This window comes from Mesorhizobium erdmanii USDA 3471 (assembly GCF_000472705.1).
GTDB lineage: Bacteria > Pseudomonadota > Alphaproteobacteria > Rhizobiales > Rhizobiaceae > Mesorhizobium > Mesorhizobium erdmanii.
This window is the reverse complement of the sequence record NZ_AXAE01000011.1, coordinates 151577-176325: the sequence shown is the minus strand read 5'-3', so window position 1 is coordinate 176325 and position 24749 is coordinate 151577. Positions and strand designations below refer to the sequence as shown.

General features: G+C 62.3%; 26 protein-coding genes. 14 read left to right on the top strand and 12 right to left on the bottom strand.

Features of this window, described 5'->3' with window-relative positions:
* The first annotated feature begins 13 nt into the window (after positions 1-13).
* Positions 14-1222, top strand: coding sequence for an MFS transporter (locus A3AU_RS01000000134965; RefSeq protein WP_032916883.1), 1209 nt, complete (start codon positions 14-16; stop codon positions 1220-1222).
* 181 nt (positions 1223-1403) lie between these two features.
* Complete coding sequence (locus tag A3AU_RS0106005; protein WP_027051982.1) at positions 1404-1670, top strand: hypothetical protein; 267 nt, start codon at positions 1404-1406, stop codon at positions 1668-1670.
* A gap of 92 nt (positions 1671-1762) precedes the next feature.
* Here A3AU_RS0106005 and A3AU_RS0106000 read toward each other — a convergent pair whose 3' ends face one another.
* The 4 genes from A3AU_RS0106000 to A3AU_RS0105985 form a co-directional block, all read right to left on the bottom strand.
* Positions 1763-2314: a hypothetical protein gene (locus A3AU_RS0106000; RefSeq protein ID WP_027051981.1), complete on the bottom strand. Its 552-nt coding sequence runs from the start codon at positions 2312-2314 to the stop codon at positions 1763-1765.
* 123 nt (positions 2315-2437) lie between these two features.
* A complete protein-coding gene (locus A3AU_RS0105995; RefSeq protein WP_027051980.1) occupies positions 2438-3523 on the bottom strand; it encodes a YcjF family protein in 1086 nt (361 codons plus the stop codon).
* Positions 3520-4995, bottom strand: a complete 1476-nt coding sequence (locus tag A3AU_RS0105990; protein ID WP_027051979.1) for a YcjX family GTP-binding protein — start codon at positions 4993-4995, stop codon at positions 3520-3522. Before A3AU_RS0105990 ends, A3AU_RS0105995 begins: the two co-directional genes overlap by 4 nt.
* Before the next feature lie 75 nt (positions 4996-5070).
* Positions 5071-5574 (bottom strand): SixA phosphatase family protein, encoded by a 504-nt coding sequence (locus A3AU_RS0105985; protein WP_027051978.1) that lies wholly within the window; start codon positions 5572-5574, stop codon positions 5071-5073.
* Between the two features lie 271 nt (positions 5575-5845).
* Here A3AU_RS0105985 and dksA point away from each other — a divergent pair, with 271 nt between their 5' ends.
* Positions 5846-6262: an RNA polymerase-binding protein DksA gene (dksA, locus tag A3AU_RS0105980; protein WP_006202025.1), complete on the top strand. Its 417-nt coding sequence runs from the start codon at positions 5846-5848 to the stop codon at positions 6260-6262.
* Between the two features lie 141 nt (positions 6263-6403).
* Here dksA and A3AU_RS0105975 read toward each other — a convergent pair whose 3' ends face one another.
* Complete coding sequence (locus tag A3AU_RS0105975) at positions 6404-7162, bottom strand: flagellar biosynthetic protein FliO (RefSeq protein WP_027051977.1); 759 nt, start codon at positions 7160-7162, stop codon at positions 6404-6406.
* Between the two features lie 245 nt (positions 7163-7407).
* Here A3AU_RS0105975 and cckA point away from each other — a divergent pair, with 245 nt between their 5' ends.
* Together cckA and A3AU_RS0105965 are read left to right on the top strand one after the other, a co-directional pair.
* Positions 7408-9984, top strand: coding sequence for a cell cycle histidine kinase CckA (gene cckA, locus A3AU_RS0105970; protein ID WP_027051976.1), 2577 nt, complete (start codon positions 7408-7410; stop codon positions 9982-9984).
* Between the two features lie 89 nt (positions 9985-10073).
* On the top strand, positions 10074-10787 hold the full coding sequence (locus tag A3AU_RS0105965) for a purine-nucleoside phosphorylase (RefSeq protein WP_027051975.1): 714 nt from the start codon (positions 10074-10076) through the stop codon (positions 10785-10787).
* Here the strand turns inward: A3AU_RS0105965 and A3AU_RS0105960 are convergent.
* Positions 10784-11089 (bottom strand): ribbon-helix-helix domain-containing protein, encoded by a 306-nt coding sequence (locus A3AU_RS0105960; RefSeq protein ID WP_027044642.1) that lies wholly within the window; start codon positions 11087-11089, stop codon positions 10784-10786. The two genes, A3AU_RS0105965 and A3AU_RS0105960, sit on opposite strands and share 4 nt — an antisense overlap.
* Before the next feature lie 235 nt (positions 11090-11324).
* Here A3AU_RS0105960 and A3AU_RS0105955 point away from each other — a divergent pair, with 235 nt between their 5' ends.
* The 3 genes from A3AU_RS0105955 to A3AU_RS0105945 all read left to right on the top strand — a co-directional run bounded on the left by A3AU_RS0105955 (position 11325) and on the right by A3AU_RS0105945 (position 13952).
* Positions 11325-11720 (top strand): VOC family protein, encoded by a 396-nt coding sequence (locus A3AU_RS0105955; protein WP_027051974.1) that lies wholly within the window; start codon positions 11325-11327, stop codon positions 11718-11720.
* Positions 11721-11798: 78 nt separating this feature from the next.
* Positions 11799-12329, top strand: a complete 531-nt coding sequence (locus A3AU_RS0105950; RefSeq protein ID WP_027051973.1) for a hypothetical protein — start codon at positions 11799-11801, stop codon at positions 12327-12329.
* 51 nt (positions 12330-12380) lie between these two features.
* Positions 12381-13952, top strand: a complete 1572-nt coding sequence (locus tag A3AU_RS0105945; RefSeq protein ID WP_027051972.1) for a GMC family oxidoreductase — start codon at positions 12381-12383, stop codon at positions 13950-13952.
* A gap of 290 nt (positions 13953-14242) precedes the next feature.
* On the opposite strand, the gene A3AU_RS0105935 is transcribed toward A3AU_RS0105945, so the two are convergent.
* Both A3AU_RS0105935 and A3AU_RS0105930 read right to left on the bottom strand, forming a co-directional pair.
* The gene (locus tag A3AU_RS0105935; RefSeq protein WP_064988562.1) at positions 14243-14491 is read right to left on the bottom strand and encodes a hypothetical protein; all 249 of its coding nucleotides are present in this window, start codon (positions 14489-14491) and stop codon (positions 14243-14245) included.
* A 252-nt stretch (positions 14492-14743) separates the two neighbouring features.
* Positions 14744-15142, bottom strand: a complete 399-nt coding sequence (locus A3AU_RS0105930) for a hypothetical protein (protein ID WP_027051970.1) — start codon at positions 15140-15142, stop codon at positions 14744-14746.
* Between the two features lie 313 nt (positions 15143-15455).
* On the opposite strand from A3AU_RS0105930, the gene urtA reads away from it, so the two are divergent.
* The 6 genes from urtA to A3AU_RS1000000139735 all read left to right on the top strand — a co-directional run bounded on the left by urtA (position 15456) and on the right by A3AU_RS1000000139735 (position 21687).
* Positions 15456-16766, top strand: coding sequence for an urea ABC transporter substrate-binding protein (urtA, locus tag A3AU_RS0105925; RefSeq protein WP_027051969.1), 1311 nt, complete (start codon positions 15456-15458; stop codon positions 16764-16766).
* A 108-nt stretch (positions 16767-16874) separates the two neighbouring features.
* Complete coding sequence (gene urtB / locus A3AU_RS0105920) at positions 16875-18491, top strand: urea ABC transporter permease subunit UrtB (protein ID WP_027051968.1); 1617 nt, start codon at positions 16875-16877, stop codon at positions 18489-18491.
* Positions 18488-19723: an urea ABC transporter permease subunit UrtC gene (gene urtC, locus A3AU_RS0105915; protein ID WP_027051967.1), complete on the top strand. Its 1236-nt coding sequence runs from the start codon at positions 18488-18490 to the stop codon at positions 19721-19723. The genes urtB and urtC overlap by 4 nt, the downstream gene beginning before the upstream one ends.
* Before the next feature lie 6 nt (positions 19724-19729).
* Entirely contained in the window at positions 19730-20476 is a 747-nt protein-coding gene (urtD, locus tag A3AU_RS0105910; protein WP_027051966.1) for an urea ABC transporter ATP-binding protein UrtD, read from the top strand.
* 69 nt (positions 20477-20545) lie between these two features.
* Positions 20546-21241: an urea ABC transporter ATP-binding subunit UrtE gene (gene urtE / locus A3AU_RS0105905; protein WP_027051965.1), complete on the top strand. Its 696-nt coding sequence runs from the start codon at positions 20546-20548 to the stop codon at positions 21239-21241.
* 269 nt (positions 21242-21510) lie between these two features.
* Complete coding sequence (locus A3AU_RS1000000139735) at positions 21511-21687, top strand: hypothetical protein (protein WP_081293955.1); 177 nt, start codon at positions 21511-21513, stop codon at positions 21685-21687.
* 50 nt (positions 21688-21737) lie between these two features.
* On the opposite strand, the gene A3AU_RS0105895 is transcribed toward A3AU_RS1000000139735, so the two are convergent.
* The 4 genes from A3AU_RS0105895 to A3AU_RS0105880 form a co-directional block, all read right to left on the bottom strand.
* Positions 21738-22886 carry a GGDEF domain-containing protein gene (locus A3AU_RS0105895; protein ID WP_027051964.1) on the bottom strand — a complete coding sequence of 383 codons (1149 nt, stop codon included), beginning with the start codon at positions 22884-22886 and terminating at the stop codon, positions 21738-21740.
* Positions 22887-23057: 171 nt separating this feature from the next.
* A complete protein-coding gene (locus A3AU_RS0105890; protein ID WP_027051963.1) occupies positions 23058-23864 on the bottom strand; it encodes a DUF72 domain-containing protein in 807 nt (268 codons plus the stop codon).
* 28 nt (positions 23865-23892) lie between these two features.
* A complete protein-coding gene (locus tag A3AU_RS0105885; RefSeq protein ID WP_027051962.1) occupies positions 23893-24357 on the bottom strand; it encodes a GNAT family N-acetyltransferase in 465 nt (154 codons plus the stop codon).
* Positions 24357-24722 carry a DUF302 domain-containing protein gene (locus A3AU_RS0105880; protein ID WP_335334237.1) on the bottom strand — a complete coding sequence of 122 codons (366 nt, stop codon included), beginning with the start codon at positions 24720-24722 and terminating at the stop codon, positions 24357-24359. The genes A3AU_RS0105885 and A3AU_RS0105880 overlap by 1 nt, the downstream gene beginning before the upstream one ends.
* Between the last annotated feature and the right edge of the window lie 27 nt (positions 24723-24749).

The window sequence follows — 24749 nt, the reverse complement described above, 5'->3', positions numbered from 1 at the left end:
TGGAGATACTCCCGTGACAGACACAACATTACAGCTTGAAGACGCGGCGATAGACCTTGATGCCGTCGCACCGGCCAAGTGGAGCGCAACCACGTGGTTCGCAGTCATCTCATTGGCCGCCACCAGCTTTGCCCTGGTGTCAGCTGAATTTCTGCCGGCAGGTCTGTTGACGCCAATGGCGCGCGATCTCGGCATCAGCGAGGGAACGGCTGGACAGGTCGTCACCGCTACGGCTTCCGTCGGCGCCGTCACGGCCATGTTGAGCAATGTTCTCATCGGCCGATTGAATCGCAAGACGGTGCTGGTTGGCCTCATGGCCTTGGCGGTCGGTTCCAACATTCTGGCGGCGTTAGCATCCAATTTCTGGCTGCTGTTGTTAGGCCGGGCCGGGCTGGGGATCGCGCTCAGCGCGTTCTGGGCGCTTTCGGTTGCCGTCGTGGCGAGGCTTGTTGGCGCCAATGCGACGGGGCGGGGCATGGCGATCGTCACCCTCGGCGTCTCGCTCGCCACCATCGCCGCACCGTCGATGGGCGCGTTGATCAGCGACTGGCTGGGCTGGCGGAGCGCCATGGCCATGACGGCGGGTTTGGCCTTGCTTGCCATGCTGCTGCAGTTGCTTAGCCTGCCGACCTTGCCTGCAACGGCAAGCAATAGTCTTGCAGATGTCTTTCGGCTCACGCGGCGGCGTGGCATTCAACTCGGCATGCTTGCCATCCTTTTGCTGATGACCGGTCATTTCGCCGGGTCGGTCTATGTGCGTCCCTTTCTCGAACATGTGACGCACCTTGCGACCGGGCCAATCGCGCTGGCATTGCTCGGATTTGGCATTGCCGCGGTGATCGGCAACATTGCTGGTGGCCGCATGGCCGACGCCAATATCCACGTGGCCCTCGTGGTCACCGCCGCATTGATGGCGTTCGCGGCGCTGGCATTGGTGCTTTGGGGCGTGCACATCGGCGTTGCCTTCGGCTTCGCCACGCTTTGGGGCTTCGCCTTCGGCATGGCGCCGGTGGTGCTGCCGACAAATTTGTCTCGCGCGGCGCCTGACGCGCTGGAAGCAGCGGGCAGCCTGATGGTCGCTTCTTTTCAGGTCGCCATCACCACCGGCGCGGTTGTCGGCGGCTATGTTGTGGACACTTACGGCCCCACAGCGCCTTTGACCGTGACCGCCATCCTTGCTGCATCGACAGCCGTCTTGGCGCTGCTACAGCCGCGCAACTGAGCTTTGCCGCCGCTGACACCGCAGCCCAAATCCGGCGGTCGGCGACGTTGCAGGCACGTTACACAAGTTGACGTCGGCAACGCGTTGCATCTTGCCACAATCGAGGGTTAGAGCACGCTCGGCTTCGGCCATTGGAGGGTGAGCGACGATCAAGTCGAGCCCTTTTGAGGAGATGACTGACATGAAGAAGTTTTTGCTTGTTGCCGTCGGCCTGGCGGTGCTTGCCGGTTCGGCCTGTTCGAAGGCGCCGGAATGCACGGCCGAGATCGCGACCAAGAAGGCGCAGGAGATGGCTGCCGCGCTGCAGGAAGCGATCACCAAGGATCCGTCCAAGGCCGCTGACCTGACCGCCAAGGTCCAGGCGGTGACAACCAAGTACCAAGGCACCACGACTCTTGCCGACGCCTGCAAGGCGTATGACGAGGTGACGGCCGCCATCAAGGGCTGACGTCCGGCTCGAAGGGTTCAAGGAGGCGGTGGCGATGGGCCGCCGCCTCTTTGCTTTTAAGGGATAGTGTCAGGGTAGGCGCGATAACGCGCTCAGTTCGGCGCGATGGAGCCGACTTCGACGGCGTCGACGCGCTTCAGGCTCATGCCGATGACCGGCACCAACTGGTCCTGGACACGCACGGCAACCGTCACCGTCATCGAATTGTCGTCGGGAATGCGGGCCTGCATGACGCCGCGCAACTGGTTGCGGTTGATGGTGAAGACGACCTTGCGGGCATCGACGACGTTGCCGCCGATGATATCGAGGCCGGCGCCGTCAGCGCCACCCATGAAGGAACCTTTGTAATCCCGGCCCTTGCGCTCGATCTTGGCCGACATCTGCTGGGTGAACACGCCGACCCGGCAGCCGCCGTCCAGCGACATGCCCATCTTGCCGTCCGGCGTGGAGCCGGTGAAGCTGCAATTGAATTTCGTGCCCTTGTACTTGCCGGCGACGATTTCGCCAGGGCCGACCCATTTGCCTTCGGCCGACTGGAAGAACTGCTTGTCCGGCTCTGTGGCGGAAGCTCGCGAGGCGACAGCGACGACTGTTGTGATCGCGAGCGCCACGGGCAGGGCGCTGGACAGAATTACACTTTTCATCGACGACACCCGGCAACAAAGAGGCTGTTTGGAACCGGTCTGACCATGAAGAATATTGGTTAATGCTTCGTCACTGCGATGCCTTGAAACCGCAATTCCGTTGCCGTCCCGAAGAGTAACACGCTATTTGCCGGGGCCGGCCGTTTCGGTGTCCTTCTTCGATGCAAATGATGTCAATGCCGAGAGGAAATCGCCGAGCCCTGGGCGCTTCGCGGCGCTGAAGGGCAGGGGGCGCGCCGTTTCCATCGCCGCGATGCCGATGCGCGCCGTCATCATGCCGTTGACGACGCCCTCGCCAAGCTTGGCCGAAAGTCGTGCCGCCAGGCCATGGCCAACGATCTGCTGCACGAAACTGTCGCCGACGGCGATCGAACCGGTGACCGCCAGATGCGCCAGCACGCTGCGCGCCAGGCGGAAGAAACCCAGCGTTCCCGGGCGTCCGCCATAGAGTTCCGACAGGCGGCGAATGAGGCGTCCGGCCTCGAACACGACATAGGCGACATCGACCAGCGCGCGCGGACTGACCGCCGTCACCAGCGAGACGCGTTTGGCGGCCTCGAGAATCATCACCTTGGCCCTTGCATCCAGGGGGCCGAGAATTTCCGCTTCGGCCAGGCGCACCAGATTGCCGCCGTCGATGATCTCGCCGCGCAGTTCGGCAAGCGCGCGCCGGCCGGCCGCGGTTTCCGGCTTGGCGGCAACGAAAGCCGAAAGCTCGTCGACCACCGATCGTGCCGCCTTGGGATCGTCACGCGCCATGGCATCGAGCGCCCGCTTCTGCAGTTTTTCGACCTCGGCGAGGCGCGCGATCGCCAGGAACTCACGAATCAGGATCACCAGAAGCGCGAGCACGGCAATGACAGCCATGCCGGCGGCCAGCCAGCCCAGCCATTCGGCGCGGGCGAAGAGGTCGCGTATCAGCTGATCGGTCCACAGGCCGACAGCCAGCGAAACCAGGACGCCAAGGGCGCCAAAGAAGATGCTGCCGAACAGCGAGCGTTTCCTGGGGGCGATCGCCGGCGGCGGTTCGGCGGCTATGATGTCCGGTTCGTCGAAAACGTCGACCTCCGTCGGTATGACCAGCGCGGCATCGGCCTTAAGCACGCGCGGTTTGCGCGAAAGCTCGACCTGGCGCGCCTTTGGCGCCTCGTGCGTTGGCGCGGCTTCCGGCTCGATGCGGAATGCCGCCGGTTTGCGGGGCGCGATCATGCCAGATGGTCTCCGATCAGGAACTGCAGGGCACGATCGAGCCGGATATGCGGCAACGACAGTGTGACGCCTTCGGCGGTGCGTTCGAGTTTTGGCGGGCGGAACCGGACAAAACGGATTGCCGGGTCCGTGGAATCCTGTCTGTGGTCAGGCCCGGAGATGTCGAATACCGCATCAATCTTGTCCGGTAAGTCACCGGGAAATATGGCGGTTTCGATCTTTCCGTCAAACGTATCACCGTCGATCTTCTCGCCGGCGATCGGCGTGCCGATGATAACAGGCAATGTCTCGCGGCCTTGCTTGACCGTACCTTCGCGGGTTGCACGCACCGCCGCCATCGCGACCACGTCGACGTCGGCGCCGGTGAAATTCGCCCGCGCCACGGCGCGGTCGGCCAGCCGCCGAACGATCGCCTGCAACCGGTCATGGCTTTCGTGGTGCAGGTGATCGGCCTTGGTGGCGGCGACCAGGATGCGATCGATGCGCCGCGAAAAAAGGTCGGTGAGAAAACTGCCACGGCCGGGGCGGAAACAGCTGAGGATTTCGGTCACGGCGCGCTCGAGGTCAGCCATGGCGCCGGGGCCTGCGTTCAGCGCCTGCATGGCATCGATCAGCACGATCTGGCGATCGAGGCGGGTGATGTGTTCGCGGAAGAAAGGTTTCACGACGTGCGTCTTGTAGGCCTCGTAACGCCTCTCCATCATGGCGTGCAGCGATCCCGGGCGCGGACGCCTGTCGAGGCCGGCCAGCGGCGCGAAGGTCAGTGCTGGCGAACCTTCGAGATCGCCAGGCATCAGAAAGCGGCCGGGCGGCAGGGTCGAAAGCGCGCGCTCGTCCAGCTTGCAGGCCTTGAGATAGGCGGCGAAACTTTCTGCCAGGCGGCGTGCCGTCATCTCGTCGGCGTCGGCGTTCGGGTCGATTTCCGCCGAGATCGCCCGCCAGGCCCGCGAAAGATCCTCGCGCACCGGCAGAGCAGCCATCTCGATCGCCTCGCGTGAAAAATCGGCGAAGGATTTGCCGAGCAGCGGCAAGTCGAGCAGCCATTCGCCGGGGTAGTCGACGATGTCGACCGACAGTTTGCCTGATGAGAACATGCGGCTCCAGCCGGAGGCCGACTCATATTCGATGGTCAGCCGCAGTTCCGAAATGGCGCGCGTCGAATCGGGCCAGGCGCGGTCATTGACCAATGCGGCGATGTGGTCCTCGTACTGGAAGCGCGGCACGGCGTCGTCAGGCTGCTCTTCAAGAAAGGCCCGCGCGATACGCCCGGATTTCTGGGCCTCGAACAGCGGCAGGCGGCCGCCGTGGATCAGATTGTGGACCAGCGCGGAGATGAACACCGTCTTGCCTGCGCGTGAAAGGCCGGTAACGCCCAATCGCAGCGAAGGAGAAAAAAGCCCAGTCGCACGTCCCGACAGGGTATCGAGGGCAATTCTTGCCTCGTCGGTCAAGGTGGTCAGCGATGATGCCAAAATGTGATCTCTCGGGCTTGCGTCCGTCCGATATAGGTTCTGCAATCCGGCTTTGAAATGGCGCCGAAACCGGTATCAAAGATCGGCCGGTGTCAGAAAAGCTTCGAGATACCCCGCGTCCTGGGCCGCTTTGGCCAGATCGTCCAAAAAGCGCACGACCGCCAGGCCCGAGGTCGGGAACCCATGGTTGAGCATGGCACGCGCCGTTTCGTCGCCATCGCCCGCGACCGCCATGGCAAGATCTTCCGTCATCGGGTTGTGGCCGATGACCAGCAGGGAGCCCGGCCCGCCATGTTCCTGGATAAGGCGGAGATAGCCGGCCGCGTCTTCGCTATAGAGCGTGTCGAAAAACAGCACCTTGCCAGTGTCGGTCTGGCCGGCCAGGCCCTCGAGCGTTTCCCTGGCGCGCCTGGCGTTGGAGCACAATGTCAGGTCTGGTACATAGCCGCGCGACCGCATGGCCGTGCCCATGATCTCGGCATCGGCGCGGCCGGAGGCGTCGAGCGGGCGATCGAAATCGCGCATGCCGGGCAGTGCCCAGCCGGCCTTGGCGTGTCGCAACAGATAGAGCCTGCTCACCCAACCTCCAATCATGCCGAGGCCGAAGCCGCGCCGCGATTAGTCACGAGAAGGGCGTTGCGCACAATGGTCCGTCTTCTTCCGCGCAACGAATCAGGCACGAGACATCGTGCAAAGGCGGCACTTTCCGTACCGAATCAGCATCATCTCGCTGCAACGAGTGCCGCTGGGGCACCTTAACAATTGCGTGAGTCGGTGGCCGATTGCGCTTGTGCAGGCGTCGGGCGGCGAATATATAGGCGCCAAATTTGGGGCAGTTTGGGTGAGTCGAATGAACGACATCGTTACCGCCGATTACGTACCCTCCGAAGACGAGCCGTTCATGAACGAACGGCAGAAATCCTACTTCCGCCTGAAGCTCGTCACCTGGAAAAATGACATATTGCGCGAAGCGCGCGAAACTCTTGAAATCCTTCAGCAAGAAAACGCCAACCACCCTGATCTCGCCGACCGCGCCTCGTCGGAGACCGACCGCGCCATCGAGCTCAGGGCGCGCGATCGTCAGCGGAAGCTGATCTCAAAGATCGATTCGGCATTGCAGCGCATCGATGAAGGCACTTACGGTTATTGCGAGGAAACCGGCGAGCCCATCGCGCTGAAGCGGCTCGATGCACGTCCGATCGCCACCTTGTCGATCGAGGCGCAGGAGCGGCATGAGCGCCGCGAAAAAGTCTATCGCGACGACTGACGGATTGCTTCCGGGCCGCGTTTCAAGGCGGTCGCAAAGAAGTCTTTGTGAAAATGGCCGGATTTACCGGCCATTTTTATTGATGCGTGGCACGTCCCTCCAGCAAGCGACTCGGTCGCTAGTCATCTCTTCTGGCGCAAATCATCTCTTCTGGCTGGAAAGTTCGCCCAGGAGTCTGGTCATTTCATCATCGAGAGACGGCGGTGCCTTGGCTGCCGGTTTGCCCACCGGGCCGCCGGAGCGCGGCTGATCGAGCGAAATCTCGAGGTCCTTCATCAGCGTATCGTCGATGCTGTCCTGCCTGGGCGGCGGCGATGGCGTGTGCCGCGCGGCATTGGCGTTGGCGGAGCCATAGGCAGGTAGCGGCGTGACGTTGGTCGACGGATAGGTTTGCGCCACCGGTTTCGGCGCGGGGGCCGGGGCTGGCGGCGGCGCCGACGGGCGCTGGCGGGCAGGCGGGGGCGCCGCGGTCACCGGTTGCGGCGGCGGAGCAGGTCGTGCCGGTGCGGGAGCAGGCTGAGCCGGCCGCGGCTTCGCTGCCGGTGCCGCGGTGGCCGGGACAGGCTGCAGACCGCCATCTCCGGTCAACGCCGGACGGCGCGGTGCGGCCAGGCGGATGTCGCGTTCGACGACGACATCGGTCGGGCCGCCGATCAGGAGCAGATGTTCGATGTCGTCGCGGCGCACCAGCACCAGCCGGCGATGGCTGTCGACGGCGGTGGCGTCCATGACGGCGAGCCGCGTCTTGCGGTTGCGGCCACCGGCGACAAACGTGCCGAAGGTCAGGTTGCGCACGAGCCTGACGATGACGAGCACGATGACCAGCAGGATCAGCGCCGCGAAGGTCCACAGGAGTGCCGCCGCATAACCAGGACCCGCCACGCTATCCAGCCACTGCATTGGTTTCCCCTGATCGGTTCGGAAAGTGACGCGACACTAGACCGTTGCGGCTGGCCACCGCAAGTTGCCTTTCACGCATCGTGAACAGCTTGAAACACGGGGAGGGCCGGCTGGCATCATTTTTATCCGACATTTGCCGCCCGGGCCTTTTCCGAACCAGGAGAATATGATTCAACCCGATTGGGGTGGGTGCCGGCACAAGTGGGGCAAGTGCCAGAACGCCGGACTTCACGAGCAGGGGACACATGGCCAAGGAAGCGCGCGGCGATTTCTATCCGGTACCGATCGTCGACCAGAACACGCGACCGGGCGCGGTCACCCGGCTCATCATCTTCATCGTCGTTCTGACGGGTGCTGCGATCGTTTTCGGCATTTTCCGCGAGCGCCTCGGCGATCCCTTCCTGCTCGGCATGCTCGGTGTATTGGCGATGATCGGCGTCGGCTTCCTGTTCGCGACGGCGATCGGCTTCGTGCAGGTCACGCCGCGGTCGACCGGCGATGAACTGTCTAAGGCTTTCGTCGATTCGATGGCGCAAGGCCTGCTTGTGACGGACACAAAGGGGCGCGTCGTCTACGCTAACCGCGCCTATGCCGAGATGACTGGAGCCTCCTCGGCCGCCGACCTCAAGACAGTGGAAGCACTGCTTTCCGATGTTCCCGAGGCCTCGGTGACCATTTACCGGCTGGCCTCCGGCTTGCGTGACGGCCAGCCGGGCGACGGCGAATTCCGGCTGGCGCAATCGATCCGGCCCGGCGCCGAACCGGGAGCTCGCTGGTACAGGGCGCGCGCCCGCACCTTCAACGTTCCGGGCCAGCGATTGCCGATGCTGGCCTGGCAACTCGCCGACATTTCGCAGGAACGGGCCGAACAGGAGCGTTTCTTCCTCGATTTGCAGAAGGCCATCGATCACCTCGACCACGCCCCGGCCGGCTTTTTCTCCGCCGACCAGGACGGCCGCGTCACCTATATCAACGCCACGCTGGCAGAATGGTTGGGCATCGATCTTGCCAGTTTCACACCCGGCGCCGTGACTTTGCCGGATATCGTTGCCGGCGACGGCATGGCGCTGGTGCGCTCGGTCAAGGCCGACCCCGGCACGACGCGCAACGCGGTGATCGATCTCGACCTGACGACGATGACGGGGCAAGCGCTGCCGGTGCGCTTCATGCATCGCGTTTCGGCAAGCCGCGAAGGTATCGGCGGCCCGACGCGCACGATCGTGCTCAACCGCACGCAGGGCGAGGATGCCTCGGCCGATCTTCGCGCGTCGGAAGTCCGTTTCACCCGCTTCTTCAATTCGACGCCAATGGCGATCGCGGGGGTCGACGCCAGCGGGCGCATCCTGCGCACCAACGCGCCGTTCCTGTCGCTGTTTTCCTCGGTCGTCGATCGCGACGCCGTGGATCGCCGGGTGCGGCTCGATACGGTGATCCATGATCGCGAACGGCCAGCCTTTGCCGCGGCTTTCGAGAAGGCCCGGCAACGCCAGGCCGACATCGAGCCGATCGACACCGTGCTGCCCGGCAACGAGGAGCGGCACATCCGCTTCTACGTCAATGCCGTCGCTGACGGCACCGGCGGCGAGGGTGCCGAAGAATCGGCCATCGTCTACGCTGTCGAGACGACCGAGCAGAAGGCGCTGGAAGGGCAGATGGCACAAAGCCAGAAGATGCAGGCGGTTGGGCAACTCGCCGGCGGCATCGCCCATGACTTCAACAATGTGCTGACCGCCATCATCATGGCGTCGGATCTGCTTTTGACCAATCATCGCCCGTCGGACCCGTCTTTCCCCGACATCATGAACATCAAGCAGAATGCCAACCGGGCGGCTTCCCTGGTGAGGCAGTTGCTGGCCTTCTCGCGCAAGCAGACACTGCGGCCGGAAGTGCTGAACCTCACCGACGTGCTCGCCGACCTCAGAATGCTGCTTGCCCGGCTGGTCGGCAACGACATCAAGCTGAAGATCGATCACGGCCGCGACCTGTGGCCGGTCAAGGTGGATATCGGCCAGTTCGAGCAAGTGGTGGTCAATCTGGCTGTCAACGCGCGTGACGCGATGCCTGCCGGCGGCGATCTCACGGTGCGCACCCGCAACGTCACCGCCGAAGAGTGCAAGACCTTCCCCTACCGTGAACTCGCTGCGGCCGACTATGTCGTGGTCGAGGTCGAGGACACGGGCAGCGGCATCGCGCCGGACGTGCTGAAGAAGATCTTCGAGCCGTTCTTCACCACCAAGGAGGTCGGCAAGGGCACAGGCCTTGGCCTGTCCATGGTCTACGGCATCATCAAGCAGACCGGCGGCTTCATTTTCTGCGATTCCGAAGTGGGCAAAGGGTCGACCTTTCGCATCTTCCTGCCGCGTCACATCGCGGAAGCGAAGAAGGCAGCCGAAGCCGGGGAAGCGCCGAGCGCCGCACCGGTCAAACCAATCGATAGCACCAAGGACTTGTCCGGATCAGCCACGGTGCTTTTGGTCGAGGACGAGGATGCCGTGCGCATGGGCGGCATGCGGGCCCTGACTTCGCGCGGCTATACGGTGCACGAGGCTTCTTCCGGTGTCGAGGCGCTGGAGGTGTTCGAGGCGCTCGGCGGCAAGGTCGACATCGTCGTTTCCGACGTGGTGATGCCGGAAATGGATGGGCCGACCCTGCTCGGCGAATTGCTCAAGCGCCAGCCTGACATCAAGTTCGTCTTCGTGTCCGGCTATGCCGAGGACGCATTCGCCAGGAACCTGCCCGCCGACGCGCATTTCGGCTTTCTGCCGAAGCCGTTCTCGCTCAAGCAGCTGGCAACGATCGTCAAGGACGTGCTGGAGTCGTAATTCAGCGCGCTCCACCGAATCGCTTTGCGCAACGCCCTGACAACGTCATGATTGCGGCTGAAGGGGCAAGCGGGCTTGGGGGAGCAGCGGTGACGCCACACATAGAGGCAGGCAAGGGCGACTACGCCGAAACGGTGCTGTTGCCGGGTGATCCGCAGCGCGCCGAATGGATGGCGCAGACATTTCTCGAAGCGCCGCGCTGCGTCAATCGCCGGCGGGGCGCTCTCGGCTTCACCGGACTTTACCGCAACCGGCCCATCAGCATTCAGTCGACGGGTATCGGTGTTTCATCGTTCCTGATCTATGCCCACGAATTGCTTGACTATTATGGCGCCAGAACATTGATCCGCACCGGTACCTGCGGTGGCCTGAGCCCCGAGCTAGGGTTGCGCAGCCTGGTGATTTCGCAATCGGCGCGGCCGGAAAACACCGAGAGCGGCCAGGTCTTCGGCCTTTACGGTGCCGATACCGGCCCGGATCCGGCGCTGCTCGCTCGTGCCTTGGCCAAGGCAGCCGAACTCGGCGTCCAACACCATGCCGGCCTGACAGCCTGCACCGACATATTCTACCATCCTGAAGCTCGCGGCCGCTATGGCGAGGCAAAGGCGCTCGGTGCGCTGGCCGTGGACATGGAAACCAGCGCGCTCTACCGCATCTGCGCGCATTTCGGCGCCAGGGCCTTGTCGCTGCTGACCGTCGTCGACAATCTAATTACCGGCGAGCAGGCCGACTATTCCGAAGGCCAGGCGCTTTTCACCGATATGAGCCGTCTGGCGCTCGAAATCGCCGTGGAAGCGCGCTAGGCCGCTTCCTGCTTCAACGCCATTCTCTCGTCCAGATCAGGCCGATGGCCGCGCAGATAGAGCGCGCAGGTGGTGCGCAGCATGGACGCGAAATTGGGAATCTCGCCGTTGATCTCGATGGCTTCGTCGTAAAGCTTCGAGATGAATTTGGGCGTTGTCAGGTTCTGGCTTTCAGCGATTTCGTCAAGCAAGGCCCAGAACGTCGCCTCGAGCTGGATGCTGGTCGAATGTCCATCGATGCGGATCGACCGGTTGATCTGGCGATAGCCTTCCGGATCCTGTGCGGCAAAGACTCTGCACATTGTTACCTCCCATTTTTGTTGGTCTTGGGCGTCGACGGGGCCATCGGCGCCTTTTGAACACTGCCTGCGATTTCATCTTCGACCGGACGCTCGACAACGGCAATCGGACTTTCGTCCTTACGCGGGCCGACACTATCCGTTTTCCGGTCGCATGCGTGGTAATCGGCTGCCACCACTCTATCTTCAGAGGCGCGCATAATCACCTTCGAAAAGCACGAACGCTGCGGAGTCTGATTTGGCGAAGGCGATCCACACCATGATCCGGGTTCTCGACGAGGCCCGGTCCATCGATTTCTACACGAAAGCGTTCGGGCTGAAGATCGCCCAACGACTGGATTTCGAGACCTTCACGCTGATCTACCTCAGCAATGCCGATACGCCTTTTGAAGTCGAACTGACCGTCAACAAGGGGCGGCAGGAGCCTTATGCGCTTGGCGATGGCTACGGCCACCTTGCGGTTTCGGTCGCAGATCTCGACAGCGAACACGACCGGCTTGGTGCGCTCGGCCTCAACCCGAAGAAGATCGTCGAGTTCAACCGCGATGGGTCGCTGATCGCCCGCTTTTTCTTCATCGAAGACCCCGACGGCTACAAGATCGAGGTCCTGCAGCGAGGGGGGCGCTTCCAATAGGGGACAACCGGCCGCGCGGATCGGCGCGGCGCCAGCAACGGCACCCGATAGGTGCGAACAGCAAGCAGGGAGGAAACCATGGTCACGATCTATGACGGGAAGCCTGGACTTTCACGTCGTGAACTTCTCAAACGCGGCAGTATCGGCGCACTGCTCGTCATCTCCGGCAGCGCCGTCATCAGCCCGGAACAGGCGTGGGGGCTGGAAACCTCGGCGCTGAAGCCCGAAACGATGGCGACGCTGATCCAGATGGCGCGCGACATCTATCCGCATGACCAGGTGCCGGACAAATATTACGCCATCGCCGTCAAAGGCCATCACGAGACAGCGGCCAAGGATCCTGCCCACAAGGAACTGATCGAGAAGGGCATCGCCGAGCTCGACAAGAAGGCCGGCAAGGGTGGCTATCGCGGCCTTGGCTGGGAAGAGCAGCGTGTGGCGCTGCTCACCGAAATAGAGAAGGCGCCTTTCTTCCAGGCGGTGCGCGGCGGCCTCGTCGTCAGCCTCTACAACCAGAAGGAGGTGTGGCCGATCTTTGGCTACGAGGGCGAGTCCTACTCGAAGGGTGGCTACATCGCGCGCGGTTTCAGCGACATCGAGTGGCTCTGAGCCCGATCGTTCCGATAACCGCTTTTTTGACCGATCTCATGGGAGGAAACCATGGCAGCTTCATTTGATCTGAAAAACGACGGAGTGGTCGTCATCATCGGCTCGGGCGCCGGCGGCGGCACGCTCGGCAATGAATTGGCGCAGAAGGGTATCGACGTCGTCATCCTCGAGGCGGGCGCCCGCCACGAATATGAGGACTTCATCAACGACGAGTGGGATTCGTTCGCCCAACTCGCCTGGAAGGACAAGCGCACCACATCCGGCGACTGGCGGGTCGCCAAGGATTTCCCGAACCTGCCAGCCTGGATCGTCAAATCGGTAGGCGGCTCGACCACGCATTGGGCGGGCGCCTCGCTGCGTTTCCAGGAACATGAGTTCAAGACGGCGTCGACCTATGGCAAGCTGGAAGGCGCAAACCTTCTGGACTGGCCGATTACGCTGGCCGAAATGGAGCCCTATTACGCCAAGGCGGAAGCCAAGATGGGCGTCACCGGTACCAATGACTGGCCGCGATTGCCCGGCAACAACAATTTCAAGGTTCTCAAGGCCGGCGCCGACAAGCTCGGCTACAAGGAATGCCACACGGGCAACATGGCGATCAACTCGGTCGAGCGCGACGACCGCAACTCATGCCAACAGACCGGCTTCTGCTTTCAGGGCTGCAAATGGGGCGCCAAATGGTCGACGCTCTACACCGAGATCCCAAAGGGCGAGGCGACAGGCCATCTCGAAGTCCGGCCTAATGCGATGGCGATCAAGATCAACCATGATGCCTCAGGCAAGGTGACCGGCGTCGTCTATGCCGACAAGGACGGCAAGCTGCAGGAGCAGAAGGCCCGTATCGTCGCCGTTGCCGGCAATTCGATCGAGAGCCCACGACTGCTGCTGAACTCGCAATCGGCCAAATTCCCGCATGGGCTCGCCAATTCGTCGGGGCAGGTGGGCAAGAACTACATGCGCCACACCACCGGCTCGGTCTATGCCATCTTCGACAAGCCCGTGCATATGTACCGCGGCACCACCATGGCCGGCATCATCCGCGATGAGGCGCGGCATGACCCGTCGCGCGGCTTCGTCGGCGGATACGAGTTCGAGACGCTGTCGCTCGGCCTGCCGTTCATGGCGGCCTTCCTCAACCCAGGCGGCTGGGGACGCTCGTTCACCACCGCGCTCGACCATTACGACCACATGGCCGGCCTGTGGATCGTCGGCGAGGACATGCCGCGCGAGGAAAACCGCATCATGCTGCATGCCGATGAAAAGGACGAGCATGGCATGCCGATCGCCGACGTGCATTTCGACGACCACCCGAACGACACGGCGATGCGCAACCACGCCTACAAGCAGGCTTCCGCGCTTTACGATGCGGTAGGTGCTACACGCACCTTCCCGACGCCACCCTATCCCTCGACCCACAATCTCGGCACCAACCGGATGAGCGGAAAAGCGGAGCACGGCGTCGTCAACAAGCATGGCCAGACGCACGATATCAAGAACCTGTTCGTGTCGGACGGCAGCCAGTTCACCACGGGCGCCGCCGAAAACCCGACCTTGACCATCGTATCGCTTGCGATCCGCCAGGCCGACTACATCGCCGCGCAAATGTCGGCGAAGACGATCTAGCCTCCCGACTGCCTGCTGGCGCGGGACCCGACCGGGTTCCGCGCCTTTTTTCATGTCTGCGGGTTATGTTGTCGGGCATCCTCGCATCCATCTCGAGCAGATGGTCATCAAATCGGTCGAGTCGACGCAGGACACCAAGGCCGAAAGCGACGGCGCGCGCGACATTGACCCTTGCGGATCCGCGCGCGATGGTTTGCACCTCGTCGTCGGGATCTAAATCGGGCAAGGGTTGGTCGGCACCGGAACCGAAGGCGGAGTACTCGGCGGAATGAAGCCCGGCCTTGACCGGGTTAGTATTGCGGGGGGCCTTTAAGCAGTGATCGAATGGGCATGCCGATCATGGCCAAGCCAATTGCGATGATAAGGAGCCAATACTGATAAGGCTGCTCGGCGCGGTCGAGGGTGAACGAGCCACCGCCGTGTTTCGGTAGGGTTGCCGAGCCATTCCAGAGCCAGAAGGCTATAAATCCGCCTCCGATCAGCATCTGCACGCCGAAGGCCACCTTGATGAATGGATGATATCGCTTGTCGGTAGCCATGATCCGTCGTCGAAAGGTGGCAAGCGCCATCAAAAGCTTGCGGACGTCAAATACATCGCCGGAATGGAATTAAGGAAACATGAAGTCCACAGCCCCCTGACCGGCTTCGAGATCGACAGTTCGCGTTTCGACAACGGCCAGTTGCTGATTTCCGGTCGCGGACTGGGCCGGCGAGCCGTTCAAGGATCTTCTGTTCGTGTGTTCGTGCAGCGGGACCGAGGCGGCCCTGCAGTGGAGGGCCTTGTTGACTGTTCAGCCCCTGGTGCAGGTCGAGGCGATGAAGGCGCCGTCGGGCTGCTTCATGACTATGTCGAAGGAGGGCGGGCTCTGGCCGTCCAGCGTTGCCTGGGTCATCGACAGCGCGTTGCCGCCGGTGGTGTAGCCACCGAGCGGCCCCAGCCACGAGATCACGCCGTTGGCGTCCATCTGGTAGTTGTAGGCCTGTTGCACGGTGCCGAAGGTGGTGGGGCCGGTGTAGACATTGCCCTTGATGGTGATGTCGCCGAGGTTGATGAACATGCCGAGGAGATAGACTTCGCAGTGATAGGTGCCGTCTGGCATCTTGCCGTCGCTGAAGTCGGCCCGTGCGGCCCCGGTCGTTGCCGCCAGAAACACCATGCCGACAGAGATACGTGAAATCAGGGATGCCATGACGTCGCTCGGTTGAGGCGCGAGCTTGCCCTATTTTTGCGCTGCGCGGCAACATTTGTCGTCCGCGACCCTCGCATTAAGGTCAAAATCTAGGCAGTTGGTGAAATTGGGCGAAAATTAGGCAGATGCCTTGTATGCTGCGCAAAATTCCCTCAACCAATTTTTAACCGGCTCTCTTTCGTTTGTTTGATTTAATGCAATAACCGGCTGATATCGCTTGCCTATTTAAAGCCTTTCAGAGGCTCTGCAGCGGTTGGCATGGGGGTTGCATTGCATTGTTGCGGTGCAATCAACCAGCTTGGGAGTCTTCCGTATGAGGGGTAATTTCGCGACAATAACAAAAATGTTTTCGGCAAGCGTCGTGGCCGCGGGTCTAATGATGTCGGCTCCCGCCAAGGCGGCCGAGGATACGATCAAGGTCGGCATTCTCCATTCGCTGTCGGGGACCATGGCGATTTCGGAGACGACGCTGAAGGACGCCATGCTGATGCTCATCGAGCAACAGAATGCCAAGGGCGGACTGCTCGGCAAGAAGCTCGAGGCTGTCGTCGTCGATCCGGCTTCCAATTGGCCGCTCTTCGCCGAAAAGGCACGCGAGCTGATCTCCAAGGACAAGGTCGCGGCGGTGTTCGGCTGCTGGACATCGGTGTCGCGCAAATCGGTGCTGCCGGTGTTTTCCGAGCTCGACAACATCCTGTTCTATCCCGTCCAGTACGAGGGCGAGGAGAGCGAACGCAACGTGTTCTATACCGGTGCGGCTCCGAACCAGCAGGCCATCCCGGCTGTCGACTACCTGATGAGCAAGGATGGCGGCTCGGTGAAGCGTTGGGTGCTCGAAGGCACCGACTACGTCTATCCGCGCACCACCAACAAGATACTCGAAGCCTATCTGAAGTCCAAGGGCGTCGCGGCCGAAGACATCATGACCAACTACACGCCGTTCGGCTTCTCCGATTGGCAGACCGAAGTCTCGGCGATCAAGAAGTTCGGCTCGACTGGCAAGAAGACCGCCGTCGTCTCGACCGTCAACGGCGACGCCAACGTGCCGTTCTACAAGGAACTCGGCAACCAGGGCATCAAGGCCGAGGACATCCCGGTCATGGCCTTCTCGGTTGGCGAGGAAGAGCTTGCCGGTCTCGACACCAAGCCGCTGGTCGGCCATCTCGCCGCCTGGAACTATTTCGAGAGCGTCAACACGCCCGAGAACAAGAAGTTCATCGCCGACTGGCACAAGTTCATCAAGAACAACAAGCGCACCACCAACGACCCGATGGAAGCCCATTACATCGGCTTCAACATGTGGATAAAGGCGGTCGAGAAGGCCGGCACCACCGATCCGGACAAGGTCATCGACGCCATGATCGGCGTTTCGGTACCGAACCTGACCGGCGGTTACTCGACGATGATGCCGAACCACCACATCACCAAGCCGGTGCTGATCGGTGAAATCCAGGCCAATGGCCAGTTCCAAACGGTTTCGAAGACGCCGGGCCTGGTGATGGGCGACGAATGGTCCGACTACCTGCCCGACTCCAAGGACCTCATTTCCGATTGGCGCGCGCCGCTCAGCTGCGGCAACTTCAACGTCAAAACCGGCAAGTGCGGCGGCAAGGGCACGAACTGATCCTCCCCGGGCTGGACCTTCGGGTCCATGCCCAAGACCGCGTGCGTCCGGACGGTTTCCTCCGCCGTCCGGACGCCGACTTCAACCTTCAAGGGTCGCCAAAAACCGATGAATATCTTCCATGCGATGGGCCTGACGCTGTTGTTCCTGATGACGACGCTGTCGTCTTCGGGCGCCGCGGAAGCCGATCTGCGTGCCATTATCGCCAAATTCGCGACAGTAACGGATTTCTCCGAGACCGGAGCTGTCGTTCAGGAGTTGACTGCGACAGGCGATCCATCTGTCGAGCGGCCGCTTGCTGCATTGGCGGACGGCAATCTTTACGTTCGCACGGCCGACTCGATGGTATTTGTCGGCAAGGAAGGCGACGAAAACGTCCAGCTATTCGATCCGCTGAGCGGCGAGGCTGCGGGCGAGGCCTCCGAGGACGACATAAGCAAGATCAGCGTCAACAACACGTTGCGCCGCGCCATTCGCGATGCATTGGGCACGTTGACGCTTGGTTCCAAGGATCCGACTGTCCGCATCGCCGCCGCCGACACCATGTTCAAGACGCCGGACGCCGCCAATATCGGGCCGCTCGATGCAGCGATCGCCAGTGAGAGCGTGGCGAGCGTCAAGTCTTTGCTGGAGCAGGCGCGTGCCGCTTCCATACTGGTTTCAGACAACCCCGATGCAGACAAGCTCGCTGCAATCGCGCTGATAGGTGCGCGTGGCGACCGCAGCGCGGTTTCGCTGCTCACCTCCGTCGAGGCCAACGCCTCTGGGGCAGTCAAGGAAGCGGCCTCGGCCGCGATCGCCAACATCAATTCGACGCTGGCTCTCTGGGATGCGGGCCAGAACATCTGGTACGGCATTTCACTGGGCTCGGTGCTGCTGCTCGCCGCGATCGGGCTTGCCATCACCTTCGGCGTCATGGGCGTCATCAACATGGCGCATGGCGAGATGGTCATGCTTGGCGCCTATACGACGTTCGTCGTCCAGCAAGTGATCCGCACATCGTTTCCCGGCCTGTTCGACTGGTCGCTGGTCATTGCCCTGCCGCTCGCTTTCTTGGTCGCAGCATTTGTCGGCCTGGTCATCGAACGCGGCGTTATCCGCTTCCTCTATGGCCGGCCGCTGGAAACGCTGCTGGCGACATGGGGCGTCTCGCTGATCCTGCAGCAGGCTGTGCGCTCGATCTTTGGACCCACCAACCAGGAGGTCGGCAATCCGTCCTGGATGTCTGGTTCGTTCGATGTCGGACAACTGGCCATCACCTGGAACCGGCTCTGGATCCTGGTCTTCGCGCTCACCGTCTTCGGCGTGCTGCTCTACGTCATGAAGCGGACGCCCTGGGGCCTGCAGATGCGCGCCGTCACCGCCAACCGGCGCATGGCCGCCTCGATGGGCATCAGGACGCCGTGGGTCGATGCGCTGACCTTCGCGCTGGGCTCAGGCATTGCCGGCATTGCCGGTGTCGCGCTCAGCCAGATCGACAACGTCTCGCCCAATCTCGGCCGTGGCTACATCATCGACAGCTTCATGGTCGTGGTCTTCGGCGGTGTCGGCAATCTCTGGGGCACGCTGGTCGGCGCCTTTTCGCTCGGCATCGTCAACAAGGTCCTCGAGCCTTACGCCGGCGCCGTGCTCGGCAAGATTGTTGTTCTCGTCTTGATCATCCTGTTCATCCAGAAGCGTCCGCGCGGCCTGTTCGCGCTCAAGGGCAGGGCGGTGGAAGCATGATCACGGGACGCTTCTTCGCCGCCGGCGCCGACCGCCGCATCGCCATCACCATCTTCATCCTGCTGGCGGTGGCCATCGTCGTGCCCGTGCTCAACCTGGCTGTCGCGCCGACCAGCGCCTTCTACATCCCGTCCTATATCGTGGCGCTGACCGGCAAATATCTCTGCTATGCGCTGCTCGCGCTCGCGCTCGATCTTGTCTGGGGTTATTGCGGCATCCTCTCGCTCGGCCACAGCGCCTTCTTCGCGCTCGGCGGCTATGCGATGGGCATGTATCTGATGCGCCAGATCGGCTCGCGCGGCGTCTATGGCAACCCGATCCTGCCTGATTTCATGGTGTTCCTGAACTACAAGGAATTGCCATGGTTCTGGACCGGCTTCGACCATTTCTGGTTCGCCGCGATCATGGTGCTGGCGGTACCCGGCCTGCTGGCTTTCATCTTCGGCTGGTTCGCCTTCCGCAGCCGTGTCACCGGCGTCTATCTCTCGATCATCACCCAGGCGATGACCTACGCGCTGCTGCTCGCCTTCTTCCGCAATGACATGGGTTTCGGCGGCAACAACGGCCTGACCGATTTCAAGGATATTCTGGGCTTCAACGTGCAGGCCGACGCGACCCGCTCGGCATTGTTCGCGGCCAGCGCTGTGATGCTGGCATTCGCCGTGTTCGTCACCTGGGCGATCGTCGGCTCCAAATACGGCAAGCTCTTGATGGCGGTGCGCGATGCCGAGAGCCGCACGCGCTTCCTCGGCTGGCGGGCCGAGAACGTGAAGCTGTTCGCCTTCACCGTGTCGGCGGTCATGGCTGGCATCGCCGGCGCGCTCTACGTGCCGCAGGTCGGCATCATCAATCCTGGCGAATTCGAACCGTCCAATTCGATCGAGGTGGTGATCTGGGCGGCGGTCGGCGGCCGCGGCACCATTGTCGGGCCGATCATCGGCGCTCTGCTCGTCAATGCCGGCAAATCCTGGTTCACCGGCGTGCTGCCGGAATTGTGGCTGTTCGCGCTCGGCGGGCTGTTCGTCGCCGTCACTCTGCTCTTGCCGAAAGGCATCATCGGCATGTGGGATTCGTGGCGCGGCAATGCCAAGGCGCTGCGCGCGGCCTCCGTCGCTGAAGAAGCCGGCACCAAGGTTGGAGTGGCGGAGGCGACGTCGGAGCCCACTCGCTCGCCGGCGAGAAATCCAGGCGAATGGTCCTGGTCGGCCACTAAGCCGCAGGCGGCGGAGTAGGCGACCATGAGCAAATCGAACACCATCCTGTATCTCGACGGCGTCTCGGTCTCCTTCGACGGCTTTCGCGCGATCAACAGTCTGTCGCTGGTGCTCGACAAGGGCGAGATGCGCGCCATCATCGGCCCCAACGGCGCCGGCAAGACGACGATGATGGACATCGTCACCGGCAAGACACGGCCCGACGAGGGCGAAGTGTTCTTCGACGGAGAGATCGATCTGACCAGGCATGACGAGGCCGAGATCGCCATGATGGGCATCGGCCGCAAGTTCCAGAAGCCGACGGTCTTCGAAAGCCACACGATCGAAGAGAATCTGATGTTGGCGCTGAAGGGGCCGCGCTCGATCTTCCCGGCGCTGTTCCACCGCCGTTCGGTCGCCGAGGCCCGACAGATCGATGACATTCTCGGCATCATCCGGCTGGGCAGCAGGCGTTACGACCTGGCGGCAAATCTCAGCCACGGACAAAAACAGTGGCTCGAAATCGGCATGCTGCTCGCGCAAGACCCGAAATTGCTGCTGGTCGACGAGCCGGTGGCCGGCATGACCGATGCAGAGACCGAGGAGACAGCGCGGCTGCTCAAGGACATTGCGCGCGACCATTCGGTCATTGTCGTCGAGCACGACATGCATTTCGTGCGCGAACTCGGCGTCAAGGTCACGTGCCTGCATGAGGGCTCGGTGCTGTCGGAAGGCACGCTCGATTTCGTGTCGGCCGACGAGCGCGTCGTCGAAGTCTATCTGGGGAGATGAATATGGTCTGGCGGGTTCAATTCCATCGCTTCGATCTGTCCTTCCTCCGCTTCTGGAGAAGGCGCTGACATGCTCGAAGTTTCCAACGCCACGCTCCATTACGGCGCCGCCCAGGCGCTGCGCGGCGTTTCGCTAAAGGCGGGCGCCGGCAAGATCACTTGCGTGCTCGGCCGCAACGGCGTCGGCAAGACCAGTTTGATGAGATCGATCGTCGGCCACCACCGGCTGACGAGCGGAAGCGTTGCCTTCGAGGGGAAGGCGCTCGACCGGAGCGCGGCGTATGACCGCGCCCGGTCGGGCATCGCATTCGTACCGCAGGGCAGGGAGATCTTCCCCCTGCTCACGGTGCGCGAAAACCTGGAATCGGGCTTTGCGCCCCTGAAGCGCGCCGACCGCAACGTGCCGGCGCATGTCTTCGAGCTGTTTCCGGTGCTGAAGCAGATGCTTGGCCGCCGTGGCGGCGATCTTTCCGGCGGCCAGCAGCAGCAACTGGCGATCGGCCGGGCGCTGGTGATGCGGCCGAAGCTGCTGGTCCTGGACGAGCCCACCGAAGGCATCCAGCCGTCGATCATCAAGGACATCGGCCGCGCCATTCGTTATCTGCGCGACCAGGCTGGCATCGCCGTCCTGCTGGTCGAGCAGTATCTTGATTTCTGCCGCGAACTCGCCGACGAGGTCAACATCATGGACCGTGGCCAGATCGTCCATTCTGGGCCGGCGCAAGATTTAGATCGGGCTGATGTTCGTAGATTTTTGACGGTCTAGAATCGGTATCGGACGTCAGTCGAGGATCCGAAGTCCTTGGCAAGCCCAATATTTCTCCGATCGGGTCACCTGTGTCTCTGGCGCGCCCAATATCGCGTGCTAGTCTTTTCTTGGCTTTTGTGAGTCGGCCGCTTCCGTATCAGTCTGGTTATCGCAGATCGAGGGCGCGGCGACGGTCGGGCAAGTTCCACGCAAGCAAGGCTTCCTAGCTTCCCTCCTGCGATTTCTGTCGTTCAAACGCGTTTGGGCACACAGGCTAAGGGACAGCCATGGAACGTTATGTCGAGGATCACCAGAAGCGGCGGCTTACCGAGCGCGTCGACATCATCACAGCCATCAATATCTTGAGGTCGCAGGGCTGCGAATACGACGATCTGATCGAGGAGATCACCAAGGTCTTCTATGTCGATCTCGATACCTTCAATGAGATCGTCATGGCGGCATAGAGCCAATTTCGCCGGTCCAGCAATCGCAGGCCGGACATTGATGAGCGCGATCAGCCGGCGCGTCGGAATGGCGAGGCGGTGACGCGGTTGCGGCCGCCGCGCTTGGCGTCGTAGAGCGCCTTGTCGGCGGCGCTGAGCACCTTGTCGAAACTGAGCCCCTCTTTGCCGCCAAACGCAAATCCGGCACTGACCGTGCATGTCAGAGAGCCGGTTTCGGTTTCTATCAGGCGCGTGGCAAACGCGGTCCGGATACGTTCCGCTGCTTCCTCGACCGTCTCCGGCAGGGTGCGCTTCAACACCAGTGCGAATTCCTCGCCGCCCATGCGCGCGGCGACGTCGGTCTGGCGAAGATTGCCGGTGAGTTCGCTCGCAAACACTTTCAGCACCTCGTCGCCCGCCGCATGGCCGAATTCATCATTGATGGCTTTGAAGTTGTCGAGGTCGAAGACGACCACCGCCGTAAAGGCGCCGACCGGAAGATGGCCATGCATGTCGAACAGCGCGCGCCGGTTGAGCAGGCCGGTCAACGGATCGGTCAGGGCATTGCGGCGGTGGTGCCTCGCCAGACGCCCCTGGTTGAGCGCAAGCGAAAGCGCGCCGATACCCGTCATGCTGGCGATGACCACAATGAGGCTGAGTTCTTCCGCCCAGTTGCTTGGTGCGTGTCCGAGTACCAGTTTGCCGTCCCATGCCAGCACCCCCGCGCACAGCATGAAGGAAATGGCGGTGGCCGAATAGAGCGCGGTGATGCCGATTGTCAGCGCGGGGGCCTCATTGCGACCCCGCCAGTATTCGAATGCCGTCGCGAACAGGAGCAGGGCGGCGAACAGGTTCTCGAACATGAAGCCGAGGCCGTCATAGCCGAGGGCCATGGCCGGCAGCGCCACCACCAGCGAGGCGCAGCCCCACAGTGTCCGCGGCAGCGGCGAGCCGCCGGTTCTGAACTGGTAGGCCGCACCCAGCATTGTCGAGAAACCGAGCAGCAACAGGGCAAGGGTGGCGATGCCGAGCAGGCGCCCGGGCATATCGATATAGGTGTCATAGATAAAGATATCGCCGACCACGAACACCAGGCTGATCGCCCAGGTCAGCAGGAACCGTTCCGAGCGGGCGGTCAGCCACATGCCGAACAATGTCAGGCTCAGGCAAGCCGCGGAGAAACCGACAGCCAGCAGAAGTGAAGTGTAGTCGAGCGACATGCCCCTCTTTCCCTGCCGGCGGCGGCTCCAACTCTGCGGCTTGGCGTCGTCGCATTCATGCAGCAAGGAAGTGTCGATAAGGTTACGATCGTGGCGAAGATGCCACGAATAGGCGGTTTGCCATGCGCAAAACGCAGGGATGATGCACTTGCGGGCATAGGGGAATGCTCGTCAGCCGGCTACCCGTTTCATCAGCGCCATCGCCCCGAACGGTGCGCGCACCTTGCCCTCGGTGATGAAGTAGACGAACACGTCGCGGGGCTGCACAGTCGCGTCGACGGCGGGATCGGCGCGCCGCAAATCGGCCGGCTGCTTGCCCTCCGCCCACGTTTTTACCCGCGCGGCCCATTCGTCGAGGCCTTTTGGCGTGTAGCAATCAGGATTGTCGTCGCTGCCGGTCTGCAGCCTTGCATAGACGAAATCGCCGGTGACATCGGCGATATCAGGATATTTCGCGTGGTCGGCATAAACGATCGCCGCCTTGTACTTGCGGGCGAGCGCGGCGAATTCCGGCACGATGAAACTGTCGTTGCGGACTTCGAGTGCGTGGCGCAGCGCCACACCGTCCTGCTTTTCCGGCAGCAGTTTCAGAAAGGCTTCGAAATCGTCGGGATCGAATTTCTTGGTTGGCGCGAACTGCCACAGGATCGGCCCGAGTTTTTCACCGAGGGCGGCGACACCGGAGCCGAGAAAACGCATCATCGATTCACCGGCCTCGCCCAGCACGCGGCGGTTGGTGACGAAGCGGTTGCCCTTCAGCGAATAGACGAAACCGTCCGGCGCCTCGTTGGCCCATTTGACGAAAGTCGGTTCCTTGAAGCTGGAATAGTAGGTGCCATTGACCTCGATGCTCGGCACCTGCCGGCTGGCATATTGCAGTTGCTTGGCCTTCGACAGCTTGTCTGGGTAAAAGGATGTATCCCAGGGTTCGAAAGTCCAGCCGCCCATGCCGGCGCGGATTGTTCCTGATGCGGTCATTGTCGTCCTCCCAGATTTCTAAAAGCGATCAGGCCGCGCTGGCTTCGTTGACCGGCTTCGCCATGTCGACGAGCACCCAACCTGGCCGGTAAGGATTGGGCCGGCGACCCGTTTCGCGATAGCCGTATGCGAGATAGAGCGCGATGTTCCGTTCCATTTTCGCGTTGGTGTAAAGCCGTATCTCTGGCAGGTCCCATAGGCGCGCCTGCTCATTCGCAAAGTCGAGCAGCCTGATGCCGAGTTTCCTGCCCTGGAAGGCCGGCGAAACGGCGACGCTGAAGATCATCGCGTGGTCCTCATGCCGTTCGAGGACAATCAGCCCCGCGAATTCTGAGCCATCCTCCAGCAGCCAGACCTCGCCGCGCGCGATGCGTGGCGCATAGTCCTCGGTCACCGGAATCGGCGGCGCGTCGAGTATGGCATTATAGGGGGCATAGGCCGCTTCCGTCAGCGCGACGATCGCCGCGAGATCGTCGGAGCGGGCAAGTCTCATCATTGAGCCAGTCCAGCGGCGGCGGCGATCACCTTTTCCATGCCCGCAGCCATCGCCGCTACAGCAGCGCCGCTGGCGTCGCCCAAGCCGTGGCGTTCGGCGATCCAGTGTGGGTCGTTGTAGGACAGCCAGACCTTGCCTTGCTCGTCCTCCCAGGCCAGCGCCTTCACCGGCAAATCGATGCCGGCAAGCTGACTGTCCTGCATCAGAGGCGTGCCACCTCGCGGGTTGCCGAAGATCAGCAATTCAGTGGGCCGCAGCGATGCGCCGACATCGCGCGCGCCGGCTGCGTGATCGATGCGGGCAAAGACAAGCAGCCCCGCGCGCTTGACCGCCTCAGCCAGGCGGTCGATGGTTTCGGTCACGCCAAACCGGCTCCGGACCGTGATGAG

Coding starts and splice junctions, on each gene's coding strand:
- A3AU_RS0106005 (WP_027051982.1), top strand. CDS start 1,404: ATGAAGAAGTTTTTGCTTGTTGCCGTCGGCCTGGCGGTGCTTGCCGGT.
- A3AU_RS0106000 (WP_027051981.1), bottom strand. CDS start 2,314: ATGAAAAGTGTAATTCTGTCCAGCGCCCTGCCCGTGGCGCTCGCGATC.
- A3AU_RS0105995 (WP_027051980.1), bottom strand. CDS start 3,523: ATGATCGCGCCCCGCAAACCGGCGGCATTCCGCATCGAGCCGGAAGCC.
- dksA (WP_006202025.1), top strand. CDS start 5,846: ATGAACGACATCGTTACCGCCGATTACGTACCCTCCGAAGACGAGCCG.
- A3AU_RS0105975 (WP_027051977.1), bottom strand. CDS start 7,162: ATGCAGTGGCTGGATAGCGTGGCGGGTCCTGGTTATGCGGCGGCACTC.
- cckA (WP_027051976.1), top strand. CDS start 7,408: ATGGCCAAGGAAGCGCGCGGCGATTTCTATCCGGTACCGATCGTCGAC.
- A3AU_RS0105960 (WP_027044642.1), bottom strand. CDS start 11,089: ATGTGCAGAGTCTTTGCCGCACAGGATCCGGAAGGCTATCGCCAGATC.
- A3AU_RS0105950 (WP_027051973.1), top strand. CDS start 11,799: ATGGTCACGATCTATGACGGGAAGCCTGGACTTTCACGTCGTGAACTT.
- A3AU_RS0105945 (WP_027051972.1), top strand. CDS start 12,381: ATGGCAGCTTCATTTGATCTGAAAAACGACGGAGTGGTCGTCATCATC.
- A3AU_RS0105935 (WP_064988562.1), bottom strand. CDS start 14,491: ATGGCTACCGACAAGCGATATCATCCATTCATCAAGGTGGCCTTCGGC.
- A3AU_RS0105930 (WP_027051970.1), bottom strand. CDS start 15,142: ATGGCATCCCTGATTTCACGTATCTCTGTCGGCATGGTGTTTCTGGCG.
- urtA (WP_027051969.1), top strand. CDS start 15,456: ATGAGGGGTAATTTCGCGACAATAACAAAAATGTTTTCGGCAAGCGTC.
- urtB (WP_027051968.1), top strand. CDS start 16,875: ATGAATATCTTCCATGCGATGGGCCTGACGCTGTTGTTCCTGATGACG.
- urtC (WP_027051967.1), top strand. CDS start 18,488: ATGATCACGGGACGCTTCTTCGCCGCCGGCGCCGACCGCCGCATCGCC.
- urtD (WP_027051966.1), top strand. CDS start 19,730: ATGAGCAAATCGAACACCATCCTGTATCTCGACGGCGTCTCGGTCTCC.
- urtE (WP_027051965.1), top strand. CDS start 20,546: ATGCTCGAAGTTTCCAACGCCACGCTCCATTACGGCGCCGCCCAGGCG.
- A3AU_RS1000000139735 (WP_081293955.1), top strand. CDS start 21,511: ATGGAACGTTATGTCGAGGATCACCAGAAGCGGCGGCTTACCGAGCGC.
- A3AU_RS0105895 (WP_027051964.1), bottom strand. CDS start 22,886: ATGTCGCTCGACTACACTTCACTTCTGCTGGCTGTCGGTTTCTCCGCG.
- A3AU_RS0105890 (WP_027051963.1), bottom strand. CDS start 23,864: ATGACCGCATCAGGAACAATCCGCGCCGGCATGGGCGGCTGGACTTTC.
- A3AU_RS0105885 (WP_027051962.1), bottom strand. CDS start 24,357: ATGAGACTTGCCCGCTCCGACGATCTCGCGGCGATCGTCGCGCTGACG.